Source organism: Pseudomonas sp. Au-Pse12 (assembly GCF_021341665.1).
GTDB lineage: Bacteria > Pseudomonadota > Gammaproteobacteria > Pseudomonadales > Pseudomonadaceae > Aquipseudomonas.
Genome location: NZ_JAJTTH010000009.1, coordinates 81446 through 102379, shown reverse-complemented (window position 1 = coordinate 102379; position 20934 = coordinate 81446). Strand labels below are relative to the sequence as shown.

The following is a 20934-nucleotide window of genomic DNA, read 5'->3' as shown; positions in this document are numbered from 1 at the left end:
CATCTGCCGAATAAAGAGATAAATCATGGACGCGATCAGAGCGGCTACCCATTTCTCCCCATACGACTTCTATTACGCCCGGCTCCGCGCCCGCGGCGGCCTGACCTACGACTCCGCCCTCGGGCTGTGGCTGGCCAGCAGCGCGGCGGCGGTGGCCGCGGTGCTCGAACACCCCGCCTGCCGCGTGCGGCCGACGCACGAGCAGGTGCCCAAGGCCCTGGCCGACGGGGCGGCAGCACAGGTGTTCGGCCGCCTGATGCGCATGAACGACGGCCCGCGCCAGCGTTGCCCGCGCGCCGCCATCGAGCCCGGCCTGCATGCCCTGGCCGAGGTCGACCTGGGCCCTGAACTCCAGCACTGGCGCCCGCCCCTGAACGCACCGACCCGGGCCGCCGACCTGCATCGCTGGCAGTTTCAGCTGCCGGTGGCGCTGGTGGCCGGCCTGCTCGGGGTGCCCGCCGAGCAGCGTGAAACACTCGCCCGGCATACCCGGGCCTTCGTCGCCTGCTTCTCGCCCTTGAGCGATCAATCGCACCTACAGGCGGCCGATCTAGCGGCCGTGGAGCTGGATCAACAGATGCAGGCGCTGGTCGATGCCCGCGAACACAGCCCACTGCTGCGCGACATCCTCGAGCGGCGCGGCGACCTCGACTCCGCCGACCTGCGGGCCAATCTGCTGGGCCTGCTGGCGCAAACCCATGACGCCTGCGCGGGGCTGATCGGCAACAGCCTGATCGCCTTGCTCGGCGACCCGGCGCTGTGCCAGCACCTGCGCCAGGAACCGCACCGGCTCAGCGGCTGGCTGCTGGCCCGGCAGCGCCTCGACCCGCCGGTGCAGAACACCCGGCGTTTCGTTGCCGAGCCCTGCACCCTGCTGGGCGTGGAACTGCAAGCCGGCGACACGATCCTGGTGCTGCTGGCGGCGGCCAACCACGACCCGGCCCTGGCCGCGGTCACCGGCAGCGACCCGGCGCGGCAGGGCTTCAGCTTTGGCGCGGGAGCCCATCGCTGCCCCGGGCGCGACCTGGCGCTGCGGATTGTCGAGAGCCTGCTGCGAACCCTGCTGCACTCGCCGGAACTGCCGCGGCTGGCGCTGGACTGGCACTACCAGGCTTCGCTCAACGGGCGGATTCCACTGTTCAGCGACCGCCCGCCAGTGACGGCCTGATCGCGGTGATCTTCGAGGTGCTGCGCGAAGACAGCCGCCAGGCACACTGACGCTGCAGCGAGCGACCTTGGCCCGGCGCCGTACTTGGGGTAAAACGTGCGCCCATGGTGACGCACGCAGCGCACCCCATTGCCGAAAAAGGAAGGCCCATGCTGTTTGTGGTGATGCTCGGGGGCAAGCACCCCAGGGCGAAAATCGAAGTCCACGATGTGCAGTTCGTGGTGGCCGACAGCCTTGAAGCGGCCTACCCGGCCCTGCGCCAGGGCTGGTTCGGCAGCCCCGCGGGGCTGCACATCGACTCATGGATGAAGGTCGACGGGGTCGAGGGCTACCGGCTCGAACTCAGCCCCCTGGCCCCGGCGGCGGATGCGCCGCGCCTGTACTTCATCAACCTGGGCGGCTATGAAACCACGACCTTCGGCGAAGCCCACCGCTACCTGCTGGTGGTGGCCCGGAACCCGGCCGAAGCCAAGGCCAAAGGCAAGCAGCAGATGCTTGCCCACTGGCACAAGTCCCACACCGATGCCCTGCTGGATGTCGACGACTGCCTGCCGATCGACCTCGCGGACGGCCGTTATGTGCACCTGGTTCCGGGCCCCCATGAGGGCATCGTGCAGCACAACGACTACCTCATCCTTTCCTGACCTATAGCCGCCGGCTTTGCGGCGCCTGGGCCCATAAACCCCAGCCCGAGGTCATCGATGCGCACCACCTGCTCCAGCAGAAAGGCGCGCAAGCCGTCGATCTGCGGCTGACGCGGGCTGCCCCGCAGCCACACCAGGTAGTAACCGTCGCCCGAGGCCAGCGCCGTGGGAAACGGCAGGCTGACCTGGCCCTGGCGAATATCCTCGGCCACCAGGTGCAGGTCGGCGATGGACAGGCCGTGACCACGCATGGCCGCGGAAATCGCCTGGTCCAGGGTGTCGAAGACAGTGCCACGGTCCAGCCGCACCTGCTCCTGCAGGCCCTGGGCCTGCAACCAGCGGCGCCAGTCACGACGGTCTGCCGAAGGGTGGATCAATGCCGCGCCCTTGAGCCGTTCCAGGGTCCAGGGCTGTACCTGCTCAGCTTCCGGCGGGCCAATGGGGATCAGCCACTCATCGAACAGCTTGCAGGCCTCGACCCCGGTACCGAAGTGCCCGTCGCCCAACAGAATCGCGCAGTCGTAGGGCTCGGCATGCAAATCCACGTGGTCGAAATCCATCCACACGCTGGCCAGTTGCACCGCCAGTTCCGGCTGCTGTTGCTTGAGACGCTCCAGGGCCCGCAGCAACCAGCGCATGGTCAGGGTCGACGGCGCCTTCAGACGCAACTGACCGCTGCCGCCACGCAGTGGCAGGCACGCGTCCTCGATGATCCGAAAGCCGGCCTTGAGCTCCCGAGCCAGGCGCTGCCCGACGTCGGTGAGCACCAGCCGCGGCCCGTGCCGCTCGAACAGGCGGCAGCCGAACTGACTTTCCAGGGTGCGGATATGCCGGCTGATGGCGCTCTGGGTCAGAGACAGCTCTTGCGCGGCGCGGGTGAAGGAGCTGGAACGGGCCGCCACTTCGAAGGCTCGCAAGGCATAGAGCGGCGGCAGGGATTCGACCATCGGCAACGCCTCATCATGATTAAAAATCATAGTAGGTCACAGCTTTTTGCGTTTTTCAACGCCCGACAAAGCCCTCAGGCTAAGGCCTTTGCCCATGATCGAGGAGTTATCCGGTGGATGTGAATATGTCGTTGTTGCTGGCCTATGCCTTGAGCGTGCTGATGCTCGTGGCGACCCCGGGGCCGGTGGTGGCACTGATCGTCAGCACCAGCATGAACGCCGGCCCGCGCCAGGCATGGCTGACCGCCCTGGGCACCAATGCAGCCTCGTTGCTGCTGGCCCTGCTGGCGGTGCTGATGCTCTCCGGGGGTCTGGCGCTGGACCCGCGGCTGATCCACTGGATCAGTGTGCTCGGTTGCGTCTTCATTGCCTGGCTGGCGCTGCAAGGGCTGGCGCAAGCAAGCGCCCAGGGCGCCGTGCCGGCTGCCGAAAAACCACCCGGCAGCGGCGGCAAAGGCCTGGCCAACGGCTTCCTGGTGGGCATCGGCAACCCCAAGGACATCATCTTCTTTGTCTCGTTCTTCCCGCAGTTCATCCAGGTCAGCCGCCGCTTCGAGCACAGTGCGCTGCTCTTGACCCTGGTCTGGGTGCTGATCGATCTGCTGGTGCTGGGGGCCTATATCCTGGTGGCGCGCCAGGGCTTTTCGCTGAAGTACAAACGCCTGGTGACGCTGCTGTCGAGCCTGGTGCTGCTGACGGTGGCCCTGCTGGGGCTGGTCTATTCGCTGTTGGAGCTGTACCGCTCGGGCGCCGCCTGAGGCGCCCGGCGCCGGGCCTCAGACGCTGCGCAGTTCCAGGGTCAGGTGCGACAGCCCCGGCAGCGCAGCCAGGCGCGCACGCACGACCTCGGCACTGAGGGAAGCCTGGGCCACCACGCTGACAATCGCCGCCCGGGCTCCGGGGCCCACTTGCCAGACATGCAGGTCGACGATGCTGGCATCCCCCGGCCCTTCCACCGAGGCGCGGATCTGCCCGGCCACCTGCTCATCGCTGGCATCGAGCAGCACCGCGGCGCTGGACTTGATCAAGGCATAGGACCAGCGGGCAATCACCAATGCGCCGACCAGGCCCATCACCGGATCGAGCCAGACCCAACCCAGGTAGCGCCCGGCCAGCAACGCGGCAATCGCCAGCACCGAGGTCAAGGCATCGGCCAGCACATGCACATAGGCCGAACGCAGGTTGTTGTCGCCCTGGGCCCGGAGATGCTCGTGATGCTCGTGATGCTCGTGATGCTCGTGAGCATGATGATGGCCGTGGCCATGATCGTGGTGGTGATGCCCGTGACCGCCCCCCAGCAGCCAGGCGCTGAGGATGTTCACCAGCAGCCCCACCACCGCGATCAGCGTGGCCTCGGCAAAGGCCACGCGGGTCGGCTGGAACAACCGCACCAGGGATTCGCCGGCAATGCCCAGCGCCACCAGGCCGAGAATGATCGCCGAGGCAAACCCCGCCAGGTCGCCGACCTTGCCAGTGCCGAAACTGAAGCGCCGGTTGCCGGCATTGCGCCGGGCAAAACCGTAAGCCGCCGCGGCGATGCCCAGGGCCCCGGCGTGGGTGGCCATGTGCAGCCCGTCCGCCAGCAAGGCCATGGAACCGGTGAGGTAGCCGGCGACGATCTCCCCCACCATCATCACCACGGTCAACAGCACCACCCACAGCGTGCGCCGGGCGTTGTCATCGTGATCGGCCCCGAGAAACTGATGATCGTGGGCCAGGTGTGCCGCTTGCTGAGACAGATTCATGGCGCGCTCCTACTTGGAATAACGGCGGATGGCGGCCAGCAGCTCGTCCACGCCCTGGGCCCGCTCGGCATCGCTGAGCTCGGGGTTGGCCACGTGCTCCAGGGCATGGGCTTCGATGATCTCGCCCATCAGACCGCTGATGGCGCCCCGAGTGGCGGCCACCAGGTGCAGGGTCTTGCCACACTCGGCGCCGCTTTCCAGTGCGCGTTCAACGGCCTGGACCTGACCAAGAATGCGCCGGACGCGCTTGAGCAGTTCGTCCTTTTGTGCGTGCGTGTGCGACATACCCATACCCCCTATACCTATGAGACGCGCATCTTGCTCCGCCGCCCGGCACAATGCAAGTCGGCAAAGAAACCGACGCCACGGGGCCGACCCTCGGCCCCCAGGTGATGCCCGACTCGGTAAAAAAGCTGCGGTAGCGCTCGCGCAGTGGATTAACATAGCCAAGTGCTATCTCTCCCTCAGGATCCACCTCTCCATGTTGTCCAGAATCTCATGATTGCTGTCTGGTCCCTGCTGTGCGTGACCCTCCTGCTGACCGTGCTGGCGCTGTGGCTTTTGCGCCGTGAACGCCGGGCCCAGGCCCAATTGCAGGCCTATCGAAGACTCGCCGAGGGCGTGCCCGACGATGCCGAGCGGTTCAAGCGCAGCCAGTACTTCGCGCGCATCGGCACCTGGGACTGGGAAGTCGACACCCAGCGCCTGTACTGGTCGGAAGCGATCTACGGCATGTTCGGCTTCAAGGTCGGCGAAGTGGTGCCCTCCTACGAGCTGTTCTGCTCCTGCGTGCACCCCGAGGACCGGGATCGGGTGCGCGCCGGCGAATTGCGCTGCCTGGAAACCGGCGAGAACCATGACGAGGAATACCGCGTGGTGTGGCCCGACGGCAGCATCCACTGGCTGCGCGAGACCGGTAACGTGGTGAAGAACGTGCACGACACCACCATCAAGATGCTCGGCGTGGTGCGCGACATCACCGATGAAAAGGTCTCCACCCGCCAGTTGCAGCAGTTGGCGCACTTCGACCCGCTGACCGGCCTGCCCAACCGCCTGATGCTCGAACAGCGCCTGTCCCGGGCCCTGGAACAGGCGCGGCACAATCAGACCCGGGTGGCCCTGGTGTTCGTCGACCTTAACGGTTTCAAGGCCATCAACGACCAGTACGGCCACGCCGCCGGGGACCGGGTGCTGAGCGCCACGGCCCAGCGCCTGCAAGGCATCCTGCGCAGCAGCGACACCGTGGCGCGGATCGGCGGCGACGAATTCGTGATGGTTCTGGAGGGCCTGTCCCCGGGGCTCGACCTGACGGAAGAAGCCCGGCGCATCGGCGAGAAGATCTTCAGCCAGCTATCGCCGCCGGTGGAGGTGGACAGCCAGCGCCACAGCATCGGCAGCAGCCTGGGCGTGGCGGTGTTTCCCGACCATGCCGGACGCATGGACCAGTTGCTGCACATCGCCGACCTGGCGATGTACGAAGCCAAGCGCAGCGGCAACAACCAGTACCGCCTGGGGCAGTGAAACCCACCCGCCCGGCCTAGGCGTCACCGCCCGCGCCGAGCAGGCGCTCGCGCAAAAAGCTCAGGGCCGCCTGGAACAGCGGGTGCCATTGGGCCGACGGAGGGCTGGCCAGGGGGTGCCAGAAAAACTCGAAGTGATGGCCGCCGTCATCCGCGGTGAAGTGGCTCCAGCTCTCGGGCAGCGGCGCTTGCGCCCGGCACTCATGGAACGCCCACACCTGGCCGGCAAACCCCGAGTGCCAGAGGCCGAGAAAGCGGCTTTCCTCGGCCAGGACGCCCGCCTCTTCCGCCAGTTCGCGGACCGCCCCAGCGGCCGTCGACTCACCCGCCTCCAGCGTGCCCTTGACCAGTTGCAGGCCAGCCAGCGGGTGGTGAAAGGCCAAGACTTCAAGCTCACTGGTGCGGCGCAGCAGCACCGGGCAAGCCTTGTTGGCCGGCGTCGAGGGTGCGGCTGACGTTTGCGCCGGCCCCTCAGTCGTCACGGGTCAGCACTTCCAGCAACTCGATCTCGAAGATCAGGTTCGAGTTGGGCGGGATCGCGCCCATGCTGCGCTCGCCGTAACCCAGGTGCGCCGGCACCAGCAACTTGCGCTTGCCGCCCACCTGCATGCCCATCAGGCCCTGATCCCACCCCTTGATCACCCGCCCAGTGCCGATCACGCACTGGAACGGCTTGCCGCGATCGTAGGAGGAATCGAAGCTGCTGCCGTCTTCCAGAAAGCCCCGGTACTGGGTGGTGATCAGGGCGCCCTTGACCACCGCCTTGCCGTCCCCCGGCTGGATATCGATCACCTGCAATGAGTCGCTCATGCTTCACTCCCGTTCAACGATGGCCCCGACGCGGGACTGCGGCGCGCTTTTTCGCAGAATTGCCGCGGCTTGGCAATCACTGCGGCGCGCCCGGCCCGGGCTGAAGCTGAATGCGCGTGTCGGTGCCGAGCAGCATTTCGCCGAGCGCCGCCCGGACCTCCTCGACGCTGGCCAGCCCGGCGTCCCAGCTGATGTCCAGGCCTGGCACGCCCCGGCACCAGTCCAGGGTGCTGGAGAAGTGCAGGGTCAAGCGCCCCGGGGCCAATTGCAGCTGCTCGATGCCGCCATAGCCGGCCACACCCTGCCCGCCCAGCTCCACGTAATAGGTGTCCATGCCCAGTTGCCGATCCTGCTCGTCGAAGCATTCGGCACGCTGCAACAGCAAGTAGTGCTCGGGCTGCTGCCCATCGTCGGCAAAACCCAGGATCTGCACGTCGTCCTCGGTATAGGCACTGTAGGTGTTGGCATGAAATTTCAAGTTCATCGGCCCTTGCTCCTTTGCGCGGTCACTGACGCAACAGCCCGCTTTCATAATCCAGCCAATCCTGGTCAAAGCACGCCTGCAGGTACTCCAGCACGCTGTCCAACGACACCGAGGCCGGTACATTGACCGCGAAGAAGGCCTGGCTCATGCCCTCCCAGCGGCAACCCAGGGCGTCGATCCGCTCCAGCACCTCCGCAATCCGCTCCCGGCCGGCCTTGAAGAACACCACGCGCAGGGTGCTGTTGCCACTGCTGCGCCCCACCTGCCTGAACCATTTCAGGCCATCGGCCTCGACCTGGACGGCAACCTCGTCGTCATAACAGACGTCCTGGGAATAGAAAGGAAAATTGGCGATACGGTACAGACCGTCCGGCTGCAGCTCAGCCCAGACCCCTTCGCTGGCAACCGGTGGATAGTCGTCGACCACCGTCAACCTGAGCATGATCTTGTCCATCACCTGTCCCTGGTTCATTGAATGAAAGGCCCCCGCTCGACCTTGAGGCCGGCGCACGCCGCGCGCTTTTTCGCAGAATTGCCGGCCCGTGGCAATCCCTGATGGGTACGTGAGCAAAGCGCTGTCACGGCCCGGGACGTTTCCGTTACCATGGCCGCCCCCACGCCCCACCCCGATAAGGACATCCCATGGCCACCGCCGATATCGTCACCCTGGTGCTGCTCGCCTTGCTGGCGCTGTATCTGGTCAGCCTCTACAACCGCCTGACGACCCGGCGCAATCGCCTGCGCAATGCCTTCGCCCAGATCGAAGTGCAACTCAAGCGCCGCTACGACCTGATCCCCAACCTGCTGGAAACCGTCAAGGGCTACCTGCAGCACGAGCGCCAGACCCTGACCGCCCTGGCCGAGGCGCGCAACAGTGCCCGGGACAGCCTGCAAGCGGCCGCCGCGCAACCCGGCGACAGCACGCGCATTGCCCGCCTGGGCCAGGACCAGAGCGCCCTGGATCAGGTCCTCGACCGCCTGCACCTGAGCCTGGAGTCCTACCCGGAGCTCAAGGCCTCGCAGAACATGGCGCAGCTCAGCGAAGAACTGACCAGCACCGAAAACAAGGTCGCCTACGCGCGCCAGGCCTTCAACGACGCCGTGACCGACTACAACCTGTGCAAGCAGCAAGTGCCGGCGCTGTTTTTCGCCGGGCTGTTCGGCCACCGGGCCGACGCCGCGCTGCTGCAATTCGCCGACAGCGCGCAGATCCAGGACGCCAGCAAAGTGTCGTTCCAGTAACCGCGCCGCCTGCCCCCGGAAGCTTGCATGAAGTTCTTTCAACACCAGGCCCGTGCCCGGCGCCACACCCTCAAACTGCTGCTGTTGATGACCCTGGCGGTGGCCACCCTGGTCAGCCTCAGCAGCCTGGGGCTGGGCCTGTTATGGCGCGAGCTGAGCCAGGAGTACGGCCAGCCCAAGGTGCTGAACTGGACCGTCGTCGCGGTCGTGGCGCTGCTCATGCTGCTGGTGGTGGTGCTGGGCAGTTGGTACAAGACCTGGCGCCTGCGGGCCGGCGGCAAGGTGATCGCCGAGCACCTGGGCGGGCGCCTGATCAATGACTCGCCGCGGGGCAGCGAGGAACAGCGCCTGCTGAACATCGTCGAGGAAATGGCCCTGGCCTCGGGTGCGACGATGCCGGCGGTGTATGTGCTGCCGGAAGACGCGATCAATGCCTTCGCCGCCGGGCTGACCCCGGAGCAGGCGGTGCTGGGCATCACCCGTGGCGCCCTCGTCCATCTGGACCGCGACGAGCTGCAGGGCATGGTCGCCCACGAGTTCAGCCACATTCACAACGGCGACATGCGCCTCAACACCCGCTTGCTGGCGGTGATCCACGGCCTGCTGGTGTTCAGCCTGGCCGGCATCGCGGTGCTGCGCCAGGCCGAAAAGCAGCACCTGGGCAGCGACCGCCACCGCTTCTTCTGGCAGATCGTGTTTGCCGTGCTGGGCCTGGCCCTGCTGATCTTCGGCTCCCTGGGCAGCCTGCTGGGCAACCTGATCAAGGCCGCCATCTGCCGCCAGCGCGAGTTTCTCGCCGACGCCTCGGCGGTGCAGTTCACCCGCAACCCCCAGGGCATTGCCGGCGCCCTGAAAAAAATCGGCGGCAGCAGCGCCGGTTCACGCCTGCGCGCCTTCGCCGCCGCCCAGTACAGCCACCTGTATTTCCACCAGGGGGTGAAACTGCGCCTGGAGCGCCTGTTCGCCACCCACCCGCCGCTGGCCGCGCGCATCCAGCGCCTGGATCCGCAGTGGGATGGGCAACTTCCCCCGTTGTAGGAGCGCCCCATGCCCGAACACCAGCCCTCACTCCGGCCGACCCGCCCCGAGGTGCTCCAGGCTGTCGCCAGCCCGCTGGGCAAACGCCTGCGGGCACTGACGCACCTGCAGTATTTCTACAACGGGCAGGCAGACACCGATGACTGCGGCAACCTGCAGTGGGACTGCGAGGACGGCAGCCAGGTGGGCATGTTCCTGCTCAGCGATGGTGAAAGCGTGGGCGCCGATCGATGCGCCATGCCTGTACCTTCAGGGTTTGACCTGGCTCCCGACGCGCGCTGCGAATGGCAAGCCCGCGACCTGCTGCTCAACCTGGACGCCAGCCATCTGCGCGACGCAACCATCGTTCGCCTACAGGGGCTGATCGACACTTGGCCAACACTGGGAGCCACCACGCTCAGCGGCTTTCGGATCTGCTTCGACAGTGGTGACTTCCTGGTCTATTACAACCGTGGGGACGAAGCCGTTGCCCTGCTCAACCGCCTGCCACCCGATAAGGACGACATCGTCAGCCACTGGCAGGACGTGTCTTGCGTACGCTGATCCGAGTCTCAAGCAACACCCCTTTTAGCCTTTAAGCGGCAACCGTTGCCATCGTGCCCTCCGATGACTGAAATCGTCACCGACCGGGTTTTATCATCGCTGGAGCAACGACCCTGCCCGCCCCGTTCGACCTGGAGTCCCCCCGATGCCCCATGAAGGCAACCTGCTACAAGCCGCCGTCGTGTTCCTCTGCGCCGCGGTGCTCATCGTGCCCCTGGCCAAGCGCCTGCAACTGGGGGCCGTGCTCGGCTACCTGCTGGCCGGGGTGCTGATCGGCCCGTCAGTGCTGGGCCTGGTGGGCAACCCGCAAAGCGTCAGTCACATCTCCGAGCTGGGGGTGGTGCTGTTGCTGTTCATCATCGGCCTGGAGCTGTCGCCCAAGCGCCTGTGGGTGATGCGCAAGGCGGTGTTCGGCGTCGGCCTGGCCCAGGTGCTGCTGACCGGCACAGTGATCGGCGTGGTGGCGCTGTTTCTGTTCGGCCAATCGTTGAACAGCGCCATCGTGCTGGGCCTGGGGCTGGCCCTGTCGTCCACCGCCCTGGGCCTGCAGAGCCTGGCCGAACGCAAGGAGCTGAACAGCCCCCACGGGCGCATGGCCTTCGCCATCCTGCTGTTCCAGGACATCGCCGCCATTCCACTGATCGCCATGGTCCCGGTGCTGGCCGGCGGCGATCACCACACCAGCAGCGCCGAGGACCTGCGCCATGGCCTGCAGGTGCTGGGCAGCATTGCCGTGGTGGTGGTCGGCGGGCGCTACCTGCTGCGCCCGGTGTTTCGCATCGTGGCCAAGACCCGCTTGCCGGAAGTGTCCACCGCCACCGCGCTGCTGGTGGTGATCGGCACCGCCTGGCTGATGGACCTGGTGGGCGTGTCCATGGCCCTCGGCGCCTTCCTCGCCGGCTTGCTGCTGGCCGACTCCGAATACCGCCACGAGCTGGAAGCGCAGATCGAGCCTTTCAAGGGCCTGCTGCTGGGGCTGTTCTTCATCAGCGTCGGCATGGGCGCCAATATCGGCCTGCTGCTCAGCGCGCCCATCGCGGTGCTGGGCCTGACCCTGCTGCTGATCGCCCTCAAGCTGCCGCTGTTGTTCGTGGTCGGGCGCCTGGCCGGCGGCCTCGGGCGCGAGAGCGCGGTGCGCCTTGGCGTGGTGCTGGCGGCGGGCGGTGAATTCGCCTTCGTGGTGTTCAAGATCGGCCGCGACCAGGGCCTGTTCGAGCCGCGTCTGTACGACCTGCTGGTGCTGACCATCACTCTGTCCATGGCCCTCACGCCGCTGCTGTTGCTGGCCTGCACGCGCTGGTTGAAACCCAAGGCCAAAGCCGTGGAAATGCCCGCCGAGTACCGCCAGATCGACTCCGACAAACCGCGGGTGGTGATCGCCGGCATGGGCCGCATGGGGCAGATCGTGGCGCGGATCCTGCGGGCGCAGAAGATCCCCTTCGTGGCCCTGGACACCTCGGTGGAAACCATCGAGCTGATCCGCAGCTTCGGCGGCATGCCGGTGTTCTACGGCGACCCGTTGCGCCCGGAGATCCTCAGCGCGGCCAAGGTTGGCGAGGCGGAGTACTTCGTCATCGCCACCGACGACCCGGAGACCAACATCAAGACCGCCGAACAGGTGCACCGGCTCTACCCGCACCTGAAGATCATCGCCCGCGCGCGCAACCGCCAGCACGTGCACCGGCTGGTGGACCTGGGCGCCCAGGCGGTGCGGGAAACCTATTACTCCAGCCTGGAAATGAGCCGCCGGACCCTGGTCGGCCTGGGGCTCAGCCAGGCCCAGGCCGACTCGCGGATCCAGCGTTTCACCCAGCACGACGAACAGTTGCTGGCGGCCCAGCACGCGGTCTACGACGACGCGGCCAAAGTGCTGCAAAGCGCCCAGGAAGCCCGGGGCGAACTGGCCCGGCTGTTCGAGGCCGACGAGCAGGAAGAACAGCTCGAAAGCCCGCTGCCGCCGATGCGCTGAACCGTCCACCCCGCGCCACCTCGTGGGAGCCGGCTGGCCGGCGAAGGCGGCCTTGAGGGCGCCGGGGAATAAGCCGAGGGACGCGGCGCGTTTCAACGACTACCGACAGCTTCTGTCAGGAGCGGTTGTGTACAGTGAGCGCCGCCTCGCCTTTGAATGGATACGCACCATGAGCTCGACCCCAGAGAACGCCCCGGCCCTCAAGGAAATCTTCAACCGGCAACGCCTGGAGCACATCGCCGACGCCATGCTCGCGGTGTACCCGGCCTTCGACCGTCAACGCTTCCTGCAACAGGCCGGCCACAACCTCGCCGAGCGGTCGTTGATGCAGCGTCTGGCGCGGGTCAGCGAGAGCCTGCACCAGGTGCTGGAGCTGGACTACCCCAGCAGCCTGGCGTTGCTTGAGGCCCTGGCGCCGCGCCTGAACAATCGCTTCGTGTGCATCTTCCTGCCGCACTACGTGGCCAGCTACGGCCTGCATGACTTCGAGCGCTCGATGGCGGCGTTGAAGTATTTCACCGGCTTCGGCTCCTCGGAATTCGCCGTGCGGCATTTCCTGCGCCAGGATTGCACCCGCAGCCTGGCCCTGCTGGAGCAATGGGCCGACGACCCGGATGAACACGTGCGCCGCCTGGCCAGCGAAGGCAGCCGCCCGCGCCTGCCCTGGTCGTTTCGCCTGGAACAGTTGCAGGCCGACCCACAGCTGGCGGCGCCGATCCTCGAACGCCTGCGCAATGACCCCAGCCTGTACGTGCGCAAGTCGGTGGCCAACCACCTCAACGACATCACCAAGGATCACCCGCAGTGGGTGCTGCAACGCCTGCAAGGCTGGCCGCTGGAACAGCCCCACAGTGCCTGGATCGCTCGCCACGCGCTGCGCAGCCTGATCAAGCAGGGCGACCGCCAGGCCCTGGCGCTGATCGGCGCCGGGGCCCGGGCGGAAGTCGACGTCAGCCGTTTCCAGGTGGCTCCCGGGCAACTGCGCCTGGGCGACAGCCTCAACCTGTCGCTGACCCTGGTCTCCACCTGCTCGCGCGAACAGCGCCTGGTGGTGGATTACGCCATCGACTACGTCAAGGCCTCCGGCGCCACGGCGAGCAAGGTGTTCAAGCTCAAGACCTTCACCCTGCAAGGCCTGGCCCAGGTGGACCTGGGCCGCAGCCAGCAGATCCGCGAGCTGACTACCCGCCGCCACTACCCGGGGCGCCACGGCGTGCACCTGCTGGTCAATGGCGAGCGCCTGGCCAGTGGGCATTTCGATCTGCTGATCCCCTGAGGGCGCCCGCCGGCTAGCGGCCCGGCAGCATGCGCTTGAGGGTGTTGTCGCCTACCCAGTAGTGGTGGAACAGCCCGGCCGCGGCGTGCAGGCCGATCAGCCAGTAGCCGGCGTTGCCCAGTTGCTCGTGCCAGTGCTTGAAGAAACGCGCCTGGTCCGGGTCCACCGGCACCGGCGCGGCCGGCAGGAAGAACTCGAAGTAAGGCACCGGCTTGCCCGCCGCCGAGAGCATCAGCCAGGCCAGCAGCGGCGTGGCGATCATCAGCCCATACAAAATCAGGTGCATCAGGTGTGACAGCCCGGTCTGCCAGGCCGCCGGCGCCGGGGAGATCGCCGGCCGTGGCTGCAGGCGCGCCAGCAGGCGAATCCACACCAGGGCGAAGATGCTGATCCCGAACAGGCTGTGCAGTCCGAGAAACAGGCCCCGGGCCGTGCTGCCCCGAGGCATCAGGCCCTTGAGTTCGATGCAGGCATAGACGCCGACAAACAGCGCCAGCATCAACCAGTGCATCAGGATCGACAGTCGCGCGTAACGCAGTGGTGTGGATTCAGCAGTCATACACAGTCCTCACAGTGGTTCGGGACGCCCGAGTCATTCAGGTCGTCGCAGGCCCCGCGCAACGCCCTTCGCTGCCCGGGAGCGTCACCTTGCCGGGCCAGCCTTAAGGCAACCTGAAGAACGCTGAAATGTCTTTTTGCCATCTTCAGATTGGGTTAAGAAAGCCTGCCGATACTCCTCCCCAACACGCTTCGGGAGGCTCTATATCCATGCCTGGCTTCGACTGGAACATCCCTCTGCCGCTCAACTTAGGCTGCGACGCCGCCACGCCCCTGACCCTGGCCCGCAGCCTGCCCGGGGAGCCCCAGCGCCCGGCATTCGAAGCCTATGTCAGCCAGCGCTTCCGCCAGGTTCACGGCGCCCACATCCATCACTTCATGCCGCAGCTGTTCGGCCTCAGCGATCACCAGGGCGCGCTGTGCGCCGTCGCCGGGGTGCGCCTGGCCAGCAGCGGCCCGCTGTTTCTGGAGCGCTACCTGGATGCGCCGATCGAGACCCTGATCGACCTCGCCGCGCAACGCCCGGTGGAAAGCCCGGTGGAACGCCAGGGCGTGGTGGAAGTGGGCAACCTGGCGGCCAGCGACACCGGCAGCGCGCGGCTGTCGATCATCGCCACCACCTGGCTGCTGGCCATGGGCGGCCTGGAATGGGTGGCGTTCACCGGCAATGTCGGCCTGGTCAACAGTTTCCATCGTCTGGGCCTGCGCCCCTTGACCCTGTGCGCCGCCGACCCCGAGCGCCTGGGTGAAGACCGTCATCACTGGGGCCGCTACTACCAGAGCCGGCCAGCCGTGCACGTGGGCAGCATCCGTGCGGGGTTCATCCACTTGCGCAACATGGGGATGTTCAACCGCCTGGGCCTGCCGCTGTCGTTCGAGGAGAACAGCCATGTCGCTTGAAGTGCAGCGCTTCAAGGAAGTGCTTCGCCAACACGCCGAAGAAAAAACCATCCATATCGCGCTCTGGGGCGACCGCCTGCGCCTGGACTACGCCACCCTCTACGCCGAGGTGATCTACCGCCAGCAACGCCTGCGCGATGAACAGGTGCAGGTCGTGGCGCTGGCCCTGGACAACGGCCCGGAGCTGCTGCTGTGGGACCTGGCCGCGCTGTTCGAAGGCCTGACCTGCCTGACCCTGCCAGCGTTCTTCACCGACGCCCAGCGCCTGCATTGCCTGGAACAGAGCCATGCCCAACTGCTGGTGGCCGAGGACGGCCAGGAGGCGGCACTGCAAGCCGCCGGTTATCGGCGCCAGGGCGAATTCTGGCGACGGCACTTCGACGGGCCGTCAAGCATGCCCGCGGGCACCGCCAAACTGACCTTCACCTCCGGCACCACCGGCACCCCCAAAGGCGTGTGCCTGAGCGCCGACAGCCTGCTACGGGTGGCCCGGGAGCTGGAACAGGCCAGCCATTCCTGCGGCTCGCGCCATCACCTGGCGCTGCTGCCACTGGGGATCCTGCTGGAAAACCTGGGCTGCTACGCCGCGCTCTATGCCGGCGCCATGCTCAGCCTGCCAAGCCAGAAAGCCCTGGGTATCCAGGGTGCCAGCGGGGTCGACGCGCCGACCCTGCTCGGCTGCCTGGCCCAGCGCCAGCCCGAGAGCCTGATCCTGGTGCCGCAACTGTTGCTATTGCTGGTGGGCGCGACCGAACAACGCCTGTTCAACCCCGCCCACTTGCGCTTTGCCGCGGTGGGCGGGGCCAAGGTTTCCCTGGAGCTGCTGCAGCGCGCCCAGCGCCTGGGCCTGCCGGTGTATGAAGGCTACGGGCTGTCGGAGTGCGCCTCGGTGGTGTGCCTCAACCGTCCCGGCGAGCACCGCCCGGGCAGCGTCGGCCAGCCCCTGGCGCATGTTCGGGTGCACCTGGCGGCCGATGGCGAGGTGCTGATCGAAGGCTCGCTGCTCCTGGGTTACCTGGGCGAAACCGGCCGCGTCGATGGCTGGTGGCACAGCGGCGATATCGGTGAGTTCGACAGCGACGGCTATCTCTATCTCAAGGGCCGCAAGAAGCACCAGTTCGTCACCAGCTACGGGCGCAACGTCAACCCCGAATGGGTCGAGGCCGAGCTGACCCAGCGCAGCCACATTGCCCAGGCCTTCGTCTACGGCGAGGCCCTGCCCCGCAACCATGCCCTGCTCTGGCCGCATCGCGCGGATTGCAGCGACAGCCAGCTGGACGCCGCCGTGGCCCAGGCCAACGAGGCCTTGCCGGATTACGCCCAGGTCCACCACTGGACCCGGCTGCCGCACCCCTTCACCCCGGCCAACGGCCTGCTGACCGACAACGGCCGGCCACGCCGCGAGGCCATCGTCGAACGCTACCGCGACCTGCTCTGCCCGACTGTTCACTCCGAGGAATCACCGTCATGAGTTTTTTCGACCAATTGCAAGCAGCCACCGCCCAAGAGCGCGGGCAACTGTTCAACCTGCCGATCATTCGCCAGGCACTGGCGGGCCAGGTCAGCCTGGAGGGTTACCGGGCCTTCCTGGCCCAGGCCTACTACCACGTGCGCCACACCGTGCCCCTGATGATGGCCTGCGGCGCGCGCCTGCCCGAGCGCCTGGAGTGGCTGCGCGGCGCGGTGTGCGAGTACATCGAGGACGAGTACGGCCATGAACAGTGGGTGCTCAGCGACATCGCGGCCTGCGGCGGCGACCGCGACCGCGTGCGCGATGGCCAGCCCTGCCTGGCCATCGAGTTGATGGTGAGCTTTCTCTACGACCTGATCGCCCGCGGCAATCCGGTGGGGCTGTTCGGCATGGTCAACGTGCTCGAAGGCACCAGCATCGCCCTGGCCACCATGGCCGCCGGGAGCATCCAGGAAAGCCTGCAGCTGCCGCAGAACGCCTTCAGCTACCTGTCCTCCCACGGCTCGCTGGACATCGAGCACATGCAGACCTACCGGCGCCTGATGGACCGCCTGGAAGACCCCGCCGACCAGGCCGCGGTGATCCATGCCTCGAAGGTGGTCTACCACCTCTACAGCGAGATGTTCCGTGGCCTGCCACGCGTCGGGGAGGCTGCCCATGCGCCTCTCTGAAGCCCGCGCGGTGCTCACCGGTGCCAGCGGCGGCATCGGCCTGGCCATTGCCGAGGCCTTGTGCGCCAGCGGCGCCAAGGTGCTGGCCGTGGCCCGGCACAAGGAGCCGCTAGGCCCCCTGCTGGCGCGCTACCCGAACCAGCTGTGCTGGGTCTCGGCGGACCTGACCTTCCTCAGCGACCGGCGCAAGGTGCTGATGGCCGCCGAGGCGATTGGCGGCATCAACTTGCTGATCAACGCCGCCGGGATCAACCACTTCGCCATGCTGGAGCAGCTCGACGATGCCGAGATCAACGCCATGCTGGCGGTCAACATCGGCGCGCCGATGTGCCTGACCCGCCTGCTGCTGCCGCTGCTGCAACAGGCGCCCAGCGCCATGCTGGTGAACGTCGGCTCCACCTACGGCTCCATCGGCTACCCCGGTTATGCCGCCTATTGCGCCAGCAAGTTCGCCCTGCGCGGGTTCTCCGAGGCGCTGCGTCGGGAACTGGCCGACACCCGGGTCAACGTCCTCTATGTTGCGCCGCGTGCCACCCGCACCCGCATGAACAGCCCGGCCGCCCAGGCCTTGAGCGATGCCTTGAAGAGCAACGTCGACGATCCGCAGACCGTGGCCAACGCGGTGCTGCACGCCATCGCCGGCGACCATCGCGAGCTGTACCTGGGCTGGCCGGAGCGTTTTTTCGTGCGCCTCAACAGCTTGCTGCCGAATCTGGTGGACCGTGGCTTGCGCAAACACCTGCCACTGATCCGCCGGCTCAGCGTCCGATCCGAACGGGAGCATCAAGAACCATGAAAAGACGTTTCAGTGCCTGCTTGCTGGCCTGCCTGAGCCTGCCCGCCTGGGCCCTGGACAGCGCCGACCAGCAACGTCTGAGCGGTATCCAGCAAAGCTGGGCGCACATTCAGTACCAGTTGCCGGCCGAGCAGCGGGCCGCCGCCTTCGAACAACTCGCCACGCAAACCCGGGCCTTTACCCAGGAGCGCCCGGCGGTCGCTGAGGCCTGGATCTGGTCGGGCATCGTCACCAGCAGCTGGGCCGGCGCCCAGGGCGGGCTGGGGGCCCTGAGCAAGGCCAAGGCCGCCAAGGCCGACCTGGAACTGGCTCTGGGCCTGGACCCCAAGGCCCTGCAAGGTTCCACCTACACCAGCCTGGGCGCGCTGTATGATCGCGTTCCCGGCTGGCCGATCGGCTTCGGCGACGCCGACAAGGCCGAGCAACTGCTCCAGCAAGCCTTGCAGCAGAACCCCGATGGCCTGGATAGTCTGTACTTCTGGGGCGACCACCTGTATCGCCAGGGCCGCTACGGTGAAGCCCGGGTGGCCCTGCTCAAGGCCTTGCAGGCTGCCCCGCGCGCCGGTCGGGAAGTGGCCGACAAGGGCCGGCGCGAAGAGATCCAGGCGTTGCTGGTCGAGATCGGCAAGAAAATCAAATGATCTGAACGAGACAGGAGTCGATGTGCGTTTACTACTGATCGAGGACGACCAGCCCCTGGGCGAAGGTATCCATCAAGCCTTGACCCGCGAAGGCTACACCGTGGACTGGCTCAAGGACGGCAGCAGCGCGCTGCATGCGCTGCTCAGCGAAACCTTCGACCTGGCCTTGCTGGATCTCGGCCTGCCGCGCCTGGATGGCCTGCAAGTGCTGCGCCGCCTGCGTGACAGCGGCTCGACCCTGCCGGTGCTGATTCTCACCGCGCGCGATGCCACCGAAGATCGGATTGCCGGCCTGGACGCCGGCGCCGACGACTACCTGATCAAACCCTTCGACCTGGACGAACTCAAGGCCCGGCTGCGGGCCCTGCTGCGGCGCAGTGCCGGGCGCGCGCGGGTGCTGATCGAGCACGCCGGCATCAGCCTCGACCCGAGCACGCAGCTGGTGCACTACCACGGCGAACCGGTGGCCCTGACGCCCAAGGAATACCAGTTGCTCTATGAGCTGCTCTCGCCACCGGGCCGGGTGATGACCCGCGAGCGCTTGGTGCAACTGCTCTACGGCTGGAACGAAGAGGCCGAGAGCAACACGCTGGAAGTGCACATCCACCACCTGCGCAAGAAGTTCTGCGCCGACCTGATCCGCACCATCCGCGGCGTCGGCTACCTGATAGAGGAACGCCGATGAGCTCGATCCGCCGGCGCACCCTGACCCTGATCATCGGGCTGTTGCTGGCCGGGCTGCTGATTCTCACCACCTTCAATCTGCACGACAGCAACCACGAGATCGACGAAGTCTACGACGCCCAACTGGCCCAGCATGCACGGTTGCTGCTGGGCATCATGCGCATGCCCAACAGCAGCATCGACCAGGCCCAGCTGTATCACGCCTTCAACCTGGCGCTGAGCCAGGCCATGCCCCAGGTCGATGGCCACCCCTATGAAAGCAAGATCGCCTTCCAGGTGTGGAATCGCAAAGGCAGCTTGCTGGTGCGCACCACCAGCGCTCCCAGCTACGCCCTGCAAACCCTGACCCCGGGGTTCAGCAACGCCCTGGACCCCAACAATCGCCAGTGGCGGACCTTCACCCTGGCCGACCCGGACTCCGGGTTGCGGATCTGGGTCGGCGAACGGGTCGATATCCGCAGCGACCTGGTCAACCGCATCATGCGCCACACCCTGTGGCCGAATATTCTCGGCAGCCTGGTCCTGGCGGTCATGGTCTGGCTGGCGATTGGCTGGGGGCTGCGCCCCTTGGCCAACATGGCCGCGACCCTGCGGGCACGGCCCAGCGGCTCGCTGGAACCGCTGCAGCTCGAACCCCTGCCCAGCGAACTGGAGCCCATGCAGGCGGCGCTCAATCGCATGCTCACGCAGATCCAGGACCTGCTGGGGCGCGAGCGCCGCTTCATCGCCGATGCCGCCCACGAACTGCGCACCCCGCTGTCGGTGTTGCGCGTGCATGCGCAAAACCTGCTGGAGGCCGGCACCGAACAGGAGCGCCGGGCCTCCCTGGAAGCGCTGATTCTCGGGGTCGACCGCGCCACGCGCCTGGTCAACCAGCTACTGACCATGGCCCGCCTGGAGCCCAAGGCTCAGCTGTATGCCGAACACCCCGTGGACCTGGCTCACACCGTGCGCGAAAGCCTGGTGCAACTGACCCCCTGGCTGCTGAGCAAGGGCCTGGAATTGTCGTTCGATGTTGACGAGGGCGAGTATCCGATTCGCACCGAAGCGGCTTCGATAGACATCGCCCTGAACAACCTGATCAGCAACGCGGTGAACTTCTCCCCCGCCCACGGCGTAATCAGCGTGCGCCTGGCCCGGGTCGGCGAGCAGTTCGAGCTGAGCGTGGAGGACCAGGGCCCGGGCATCGATGAAGGGGAGCGCGAGCGGCTGTTCGAACGCTTCTACAGTCGCGGCAACGTTCACGGCGCCGGCCTTGGGCTGACCATCGTCAGCGTCATCGCCCGGCACCTGGGCGGGCAGATCAGCCTCGACAACCTGCCCCAGGGCGGCCTGCGCGCCACCTTGTCGATCCCTTGCAATCAACGCCCACGGCTGAGCAGCGCCTGGATGCCACACCGCGAGCAATAGCCCATGGGCATGCGCCGGGGCTGGGCACTCAGTCCGACGTGGTCTTCCCGGACAGCGCGATCAGGTGCTCGCTGCAGCCGAAGCCGCCCACCGCATCGTCGTACCAGAACACCTCCACCACCGCGATGCAGCCGTCATAGGACTGCCCCACCGGCGTGCCGTCGGCCTTGAACACCCGCAAGTAGCCGCCAACGCTGTAGCGCGAGCTGTCGCCATTACCGGGCATGGTCATGGTGGGAATCCAGGTGCGCCAGCTGAACAGGCGGTACTTCTGGTAGTAGAAGGCCTGGTCGGGGCTGTAGTCGCGGCCCTGATACGGCGTGCCGTAGTAGAACCAGCCGTAGGCCTGGTACGCCAGGAACACCGCCAGTGCGGTGCCGAGCATGAGCTTGATCCTGTTCATCGGGGGGGCGTTCC

At 66.8% G+C, this 20934-nt stretch carries 25 protein-coding genes; 16 read left to right on the top strand and 9 right to left on the bottom strand.

Translation table 11 applies throughout. The features are described 5' to 3' along the window. Positions 1 to 25: 25 nt before the first annotated feature. Positions 26 to 1168 carry a cytochrome P450 gene (locus LXM55_RS23840; RefSeq protein WP_233322622.1) on the top strand — a complete coding sequence of 381 codons (1143 nt, stop codon included), beginning with the start codon at positions 26 to 28 and terminating at the stop codon, positions 1166 to 1168. A gap of 149 nt (positions 1169 to 1317) precedes the next feature. Continuing rightward, the gene (locus tag LXM55_RS23835; protein ID WP_233322621.1) at positions 1318 to 1812 is read left to right on the top strand and encodes a DUF1543 domain-containing protein; all 495 of its coding nucleotides are present in this window, start codon (positions 1318 to 1320) and stop codon (positions 1810 to 1812) included. Here LXM55_RS23835 and LXM55_RS23830 read toward each other — a convergent pair. Continuing rightward, complete coding sequence (locus tag LXM55_RS23830; RefSeq protein WP_233322796.1) at positions 1794 to 2759, bottom strand: LysR substrate-binding domain-containing protein; 966 nt, start codon at positions 2757 to 2759, stop codon at positions 1794 to 1796. The genes LXM55_RS23835 and LXM55_RS23830 overlap by 19 nt on opposite strands. 119 nt (positions 2760 to 2878) lie before the next feature. On the opposite strand from LXM55_RS23830, the gene LXM55_RS23825 reads away from it, so the two are divergent. Then, positions 2879 to 3517, top strand: coding sequence for a LysE family translocator (locus LXM55_RS23825; protein ID WP_233322795.1), 639 nt, complete (start codon positions 2879 to 2881; stop codon positions 3515 to 3517). Positions 3518 to 3535: 18 nt separating this feature from the next. Here LXM55_RS23825 and dmeF read toward each other — a convergent pair whose 3' ends face one another. Beyond that, positions 3536 to 4504 (bottom strand): CDF family Co(II)/Ni(II) efflux transporter DmeF, encoded by a 969-nt coding sequence (dmeF, locus tag LXM55_RS23820; RefSeq protein ID WP_233322620.1) that lies wholly within the window; start codon positions 4502 to 4504, stop codon positions 3536 to 3538. A gap of 9 nt (positions 4505 to 4513) precedes the next feature. Then, the gene (locus LXM55_RS23815) at positions 4514 to 4789 is read right to left on the bottom strand and encodes a metal/formaldehyde-sensitive transcriptional repressor (protein ID WP_233322619.1); all 276 of its coding nucleotides are present in this window, start codon (positions 4787 to 4789) and stop codon (positions 4514 to 4516) included. Positions 4790 to 5002: 213 nt separating this feature from the next. On the opposite strand from LXM55_RS23815, the gene LXM55_RS23810 reads away from it, so the two are divergent. Then, on the top strand, positions 5003 to 6025 hold the full coding sequence (locus tag LXM55_RS23810; RefSeq protein WP_233322618.1) for a sensor domain-containing diguanylate cyclase: 1023 nt from the start codon (positions 5003 to 5005) through the stop codon (positions 6023 to 6025). A 16-nt stretch (positions 6026 to 6041) separates the two neighbouring features. On the opposite strand, the gene LXM55_RS23805 is transcribed toward LXM55_RS23810, so the two are convergent. The 4 genes from LXM55_RS23805 to LXM55_RS23790 form a co-directional block, all read right to left on the bottom strand. Next, entirely contained in the window at positions 6042 to 6506 is a 465-nt protein-coding gene (locus tag LXM55_RS23805; protein ID WP_233322617.1) for an NUDIX hydrolase, read from the bottom strand. Further along, positions 6496 to 6834 (bottom strand): FKBP-type peptidyl-prolyl cis-trans isomerase, encoded by a 339-nt coding sequence (locus LXM55_RS23800; protein WP_233322616.1) that lies wholly within the window; start codon positions 6832 to 6834, stop codon positions 6496 to 6498. The genes LXM55_RS23805 and LXM55_RS23800 overlap by 11 nt, the downstream gene beginning before the upstream one ends. A gap of 76 nt (positions 6835 to 6910) precedes the next feature. Continuing rightward, on the bottom strand, positions 6911 to 7318 hold the full coding sequence (locus LXM55_RS23795) for an Imm10 family immunity protein (protein WP_233322615.1): 408 nt from the start codon (positions 7316 to 7318) through the stop codon (positions 6911 to 6913). A gap of 22 nt (positions 7319 to 7340) precedes the next feature. Further along, positions 7341 to 7790, bottom strand: a complete 450-nt coding sequence (locus LXM55_RS23790) for a DUF4265 domain-containing protein (RefSeq protein WP_233322614.1) — start codon at positions 7788 to 7790, stop codon at positions 7341 to 7343. A 170-nt stretch (positions 7791 to 7960) separates the two neighbouring features. On the opposite strand from LXM55_RS23790, the gene LXM55_RS23785 reads away from it, so the two are divergent. The 5 genes from LXM55_RS23785 (at position 7961) to LXM55_RS23765 (ending at position 13386) form a co-directional block, all read left to right on the top strand. Next, positions 7961 to 8560, top strand: coding sequence for a LemA family protein (locus tag LXM55_RS23785; RefSeq protein ID WP_233322613.1), 600 nt, complete (start codon positions 7961 to 7963; stop codon positions 8558 to 8560). Between the two features lie 27 nt (positions 8561 to 8587). Further along, positions 8588 to 9598 (top strand): M48 family metallopeptidase, encoded by a 1011-nt coding sequence (locus LXM55_RS23780; RefSeq protein WP_233322612.1) that lies wholly within the window; start codon positions 8588 to 8590, stop codon positions 9596 to 9598. 9 nt (positions 9599 to 9607) lie between these two features. Then, positions 9608 to 10141, top strand: a complete 534-nt coding sequence (locus tag LXM55_RS23775) for a hypothetical protein (protein WP_233322611.1) — start codon at positions 9608 to 9610, stop codon at positions 10139 to 10141. Between the two features lie 145 nt (positions 10142 to 10286). Then, positions 10287 to 12110, top strand: coding sequence for a monovalent cation:proton antiporter-2 (CPA2) family protein (locus LXM55_RS23770; RefSeq protein WP_233322610.1), 1824 nt, complete (start codon positions 10287 to 10289; stop codon positions 12108 to 12110). Between the two features lie 169 nt (positions 12111 to 12279). Continuing rightward, positions 12280 to 13386 carry a DNA alkylation repair protein gene (locus LXM55_RS23765; protein ID WP_233322609.1) on the top strand — a complete coding sequence of 369 codons (1107 nt, stop codon included), beginning with the start codon at positions 12280 to 12282 and terminating at the stop codon, positions 13384 to 13386. Between the two features lie 13 nt (positions 13387 to 13399). Here LXM55_RS23765 and LXM55_RS23760 read toward each other — a convergent pair whose 3' ends face one another. Further along, positions 13400 to 13945, bottom strand: a complete 546-nt coding sequence (locus tag LXM55_RS23760; protein WP_233322608.1) for a cytochrome b — start codon at positions 13943 to 13945, stop codon at positions 13400 to 13402. A gap of 209 nt (positions 13946 to 14154) precedes the next feature. On the opposite strand from LXM55_RS23760, the gene LXM55_RS23755 reads away from it, so the two are divergent. Genes LXM55_RS23755 through LXM55_RS23725 form a run of 7 tightly spaced genes read left to right on the top strand, consistent with a single transcriptional unit; the run spans position 14155 to position 20517 of the window. Continuing rightward, positions 14155 to 14844 carry a thermostable hemolysin gene (locus tag LXM55_RS23755; RefSeq protein ID WP_233322607.1) on the top strand — a complete coding sequence of 230 codons (690 nt, stop codon included), beginning with the start codon at positions 14155 to 14157 and terminating at the stop codon, positions 14842 to 14844. Next, complete coding sequence (locus LXM55_RS23750; protein WP_233322606.1) at positions 14834 to 16315, top strand: AMP-binding protein; 1482 nt, start codon at positions 14834 to 14836, stop codon at positions 16313 to 16315. The genes LXM55_RS23755 and LXM55_RS23750 overlap by 11 nt, the downstream gene beginning before the upstream one ends. Then, positions 16312 to 16986: a TenA family transcriptional regulator gene (locus tag LXM55_RS23745; RefSeq protein ID WP_233322605.1), complete on the top strand. Its 675-nt coding sequence runs from the start codon at positions 16312 to 16314 to the stop codon at positions 16984 to 16986. The genes LXM55_RS23750 and LXM55_RS23745 overlap by 4 nt, the downstream gene beginning before the upstream one ends. Then, the gene (locus LXM55_RS23740) at positions 16973 to 17782 is read left to right on the top strand and encodes an SDR family oxidoreductase (protein WP_233322604.1); all 810 of its coding nucleotides are present in this window, start codon (positions 16973 to 16975) and stop codon (positions 17780 to 17782) included. Before LXM55_RS23745 ends, LXM55_RS23740 begins: the two co-directional genes overlap by 14 nt. Continuing rightward, positions 17779 to 18423: a tetratricopeptide repeat protein gene (locus LXM55_RS23735; protein ID WP_233322603.1), complete on the top strand. Its 645-nt coding sequence runs from the start codon at positions 17779 to 17781 to the stop codon at positions 18421 to 18423. Before LXM55_RS23740 ends, LXM55_RS23735 begins: the two co-directional genes overlap by 4 nt. Positions 18424 to 18445: 22 nt before the next feature. Next, a complete protein-coding gene (locus LXM55_RS23730) occupies positions 18446 to 19108 on the top strand; it encodes a response regulator (RefSeq protein WP_233322602.1) in 663 nt (220 codons plus the stop codon). Then, positions 19105 to 20517, top strand: a complete 1413-nt coding sequence (locus LXM55_RS23725) for an ATP-binding protein (protein WP_233322601.1) — start codon at positions 19105 to 19107, stop codon at positions 20515 to 20517. The genes LXM55_RS23730 and LXM55_RS23725 overlap by 4 nt, the downstream gene beginning before the upstream one ends. Positions 20518 to 20545: 28 nt before the next feature. Here the strand turns inward: LXM55_RS23725 and LXM55_RS23720 are convergent, their stop codons facing one another. Then, a complete protein-coding gene (locus LXM55_RS23720) occupies positions 20546 to 20920 on the bottom strand; it encodes a hypothetical protein (protein WP_233322600.1) in 375 nt (124 codons plus the stop codon). Positions 20921 to 20934: the final 14 nt, after the last annotated feature.

What these genes read in the sequence shown, in the direction of transcription:
- LXM55_RS23840 (WP_233322622.1), top strand. Translation starts at nt 26, where the DNA reads ATGGACGCGATCAGAGCGGCTACCCATTTCTCCCCATACGACTTCTAT.
- LXM55_RS23835 (WP_233322621.1), top strand. Translation starts at nt 1,318, where the DNA reads ATGCTGTTTGTGGTGATGCTCGGGGGCAAGCACCCCAGGGCGAAAATC.
- LXM55_RS23830 (WP_233322796.1), bottom strand. Translation starts at nt 2,759, where the DNA reads ATGGTCGAATCCCTGCCGCCGCTCTATGCCTTGCGAGCCTTCGAAGTG.
- dmeF (WP_233322620.1), bottom strand. Translation starts at nt 4,504, where the DNA reads ATGAATCTGTCTCAGCAAGCGGCACACCTGGCCCACGATCATCAGTTT.
- LXM55_RS23815 (WP_233322619.1), bottom strand. Translation starts at nt 4,789, where the DNA reads ATGTCGCACACGCACGCACAAAAGGACGAACTGCTCAAGCGCGTCCGG.
- LXM55_RS23810 (WP_233322618.1), top strand. Translation starts at nt 5,003, where the DNA reads ATGATTGCTGTCTGGTCCCTGCTGTGCGTGACCCTCCTGCTGACCGTG.
- LXM55_RS23800 (WP_233322616.1), bottom strand. Translation starts at nt 6,834, where the DNA reads ATGAGCGACTCATTGCAGGTGATCGATATCCAGCCGGGGGACGGCAAG.
- LXM55_RS23795 (WP_233322615.1), bottom strand. Translation starts at nt 7,318, where the DNA reads ATGAACTTGAAATTTCATGCCAACACCTACAGTGCCTATACCGAGGAC.
- LXM55_RS23790 (WP_233322614.1), bottom strand. Translation starts at nt 7,790, where the DNA reads ATGAACCAGGGACAGGTGATGGACAAGATCATGCTCAGGTTGACGGTG.
- LXM55_RS23785 (WP_233322613.1), top strand. Translation starts at nt 7,961, where the DNA reads ATGGCCACCGCCGATATCGTCACCCTGGTGCTGCTCGCCTTGCTGGCG.
- LXM55_RS23780 (WP_233322612.1), top strand. Translation starts at nt 8,588, where the DNA reads ATGAAGTTCTTTCAACACCAGGCCCGTGCCCGGCGCCACACCCTCAAA.
- LXM55_RS23775 (WP_233322611.1), top strand. Translation starts at nt 9,608, where the DNA reads ATGCCCGAACACCAGCCCTCACTCCGGCCGACCCGCCCCGAGGTGCTC.
- LXM55_RS23770 (WP_233322610.1), top strand. Translation starts at nt 10,287, where the DNA reads ATGCCCCATGAAGGCAACCTGCTACAAGCCGCCGTCGTGTTCCTCTGC.
- LXM55_RS23765 (WP_233322609.1), top strand. Translation starts at nt 12,280, where the DNA reads ATGAGCTCGACCCCAGAGAACGCCCCGGCCCTCAAGGAAATCTTCAAC.
- LXM55_RS23760 (WP_233322608.1), bottom strand. Translation starts at nt 13,945, where the DNA reads ATGACTGCTGAATCCACACCACTGCGTTACGCGCGACTGTCGATCCTG.
- LXM55_RS23755 (WP_233322607.1), top strand. Translation starts at nt 14,155, where the DNA reads ATGCCTGGCTTCGACTGGAACATCCCTCTGCCGCTCAACTTAGGCTGC.
- LXM55_RS23750 (WP_233322606.1), top strand. Translation starts at nt 14,834, where the DNA reads ATGTCGCTTGAAGTGCAGCGCTTCAAGGAAGTGCTTCGCCAACACGCC.
- LXM55_RS23745 (WP_233322605.1), top strand. Translation starts at nt 16,312, where the DNA reads ATGAGTTTTTTCGACCAATTGCAAGCAGCCACCGCCCAAGAGCGCGGG.
- LXM55_RS23740 (WP_233322604.1), top strand. Translation starts at nt 16,973, where the DNA reads ATGCGCCTCTCTGAAGCCCGCGCGGTGCTCACCGGTGCCAGCGGCGGC.
- LXM55_RS23735 (WP_233322603.1), top strand. Translation starts at nt 17,779, where the DNA reads ATGAAAAGACGTTTCAGTGCCTGCTTGCTGGCCTGCCTGAGCCTGCCC.
- LXM55_RS23725 (WP_233322601.1), top strand. Translation starts at nt 19,105, where the DNA reads ATGAGCTCGATCCGCCGGCGCACCCTGACCCTGATCATCGGGCTGTTG.
- LXM55_RS23720 (WP_233322600.1), bottom strand. Translation starts at nt 20,920, where the DNA reads ATGAACAGGATCAAGCTCATGCTCGGCACCGCACTGGCGGTGTTCCTG.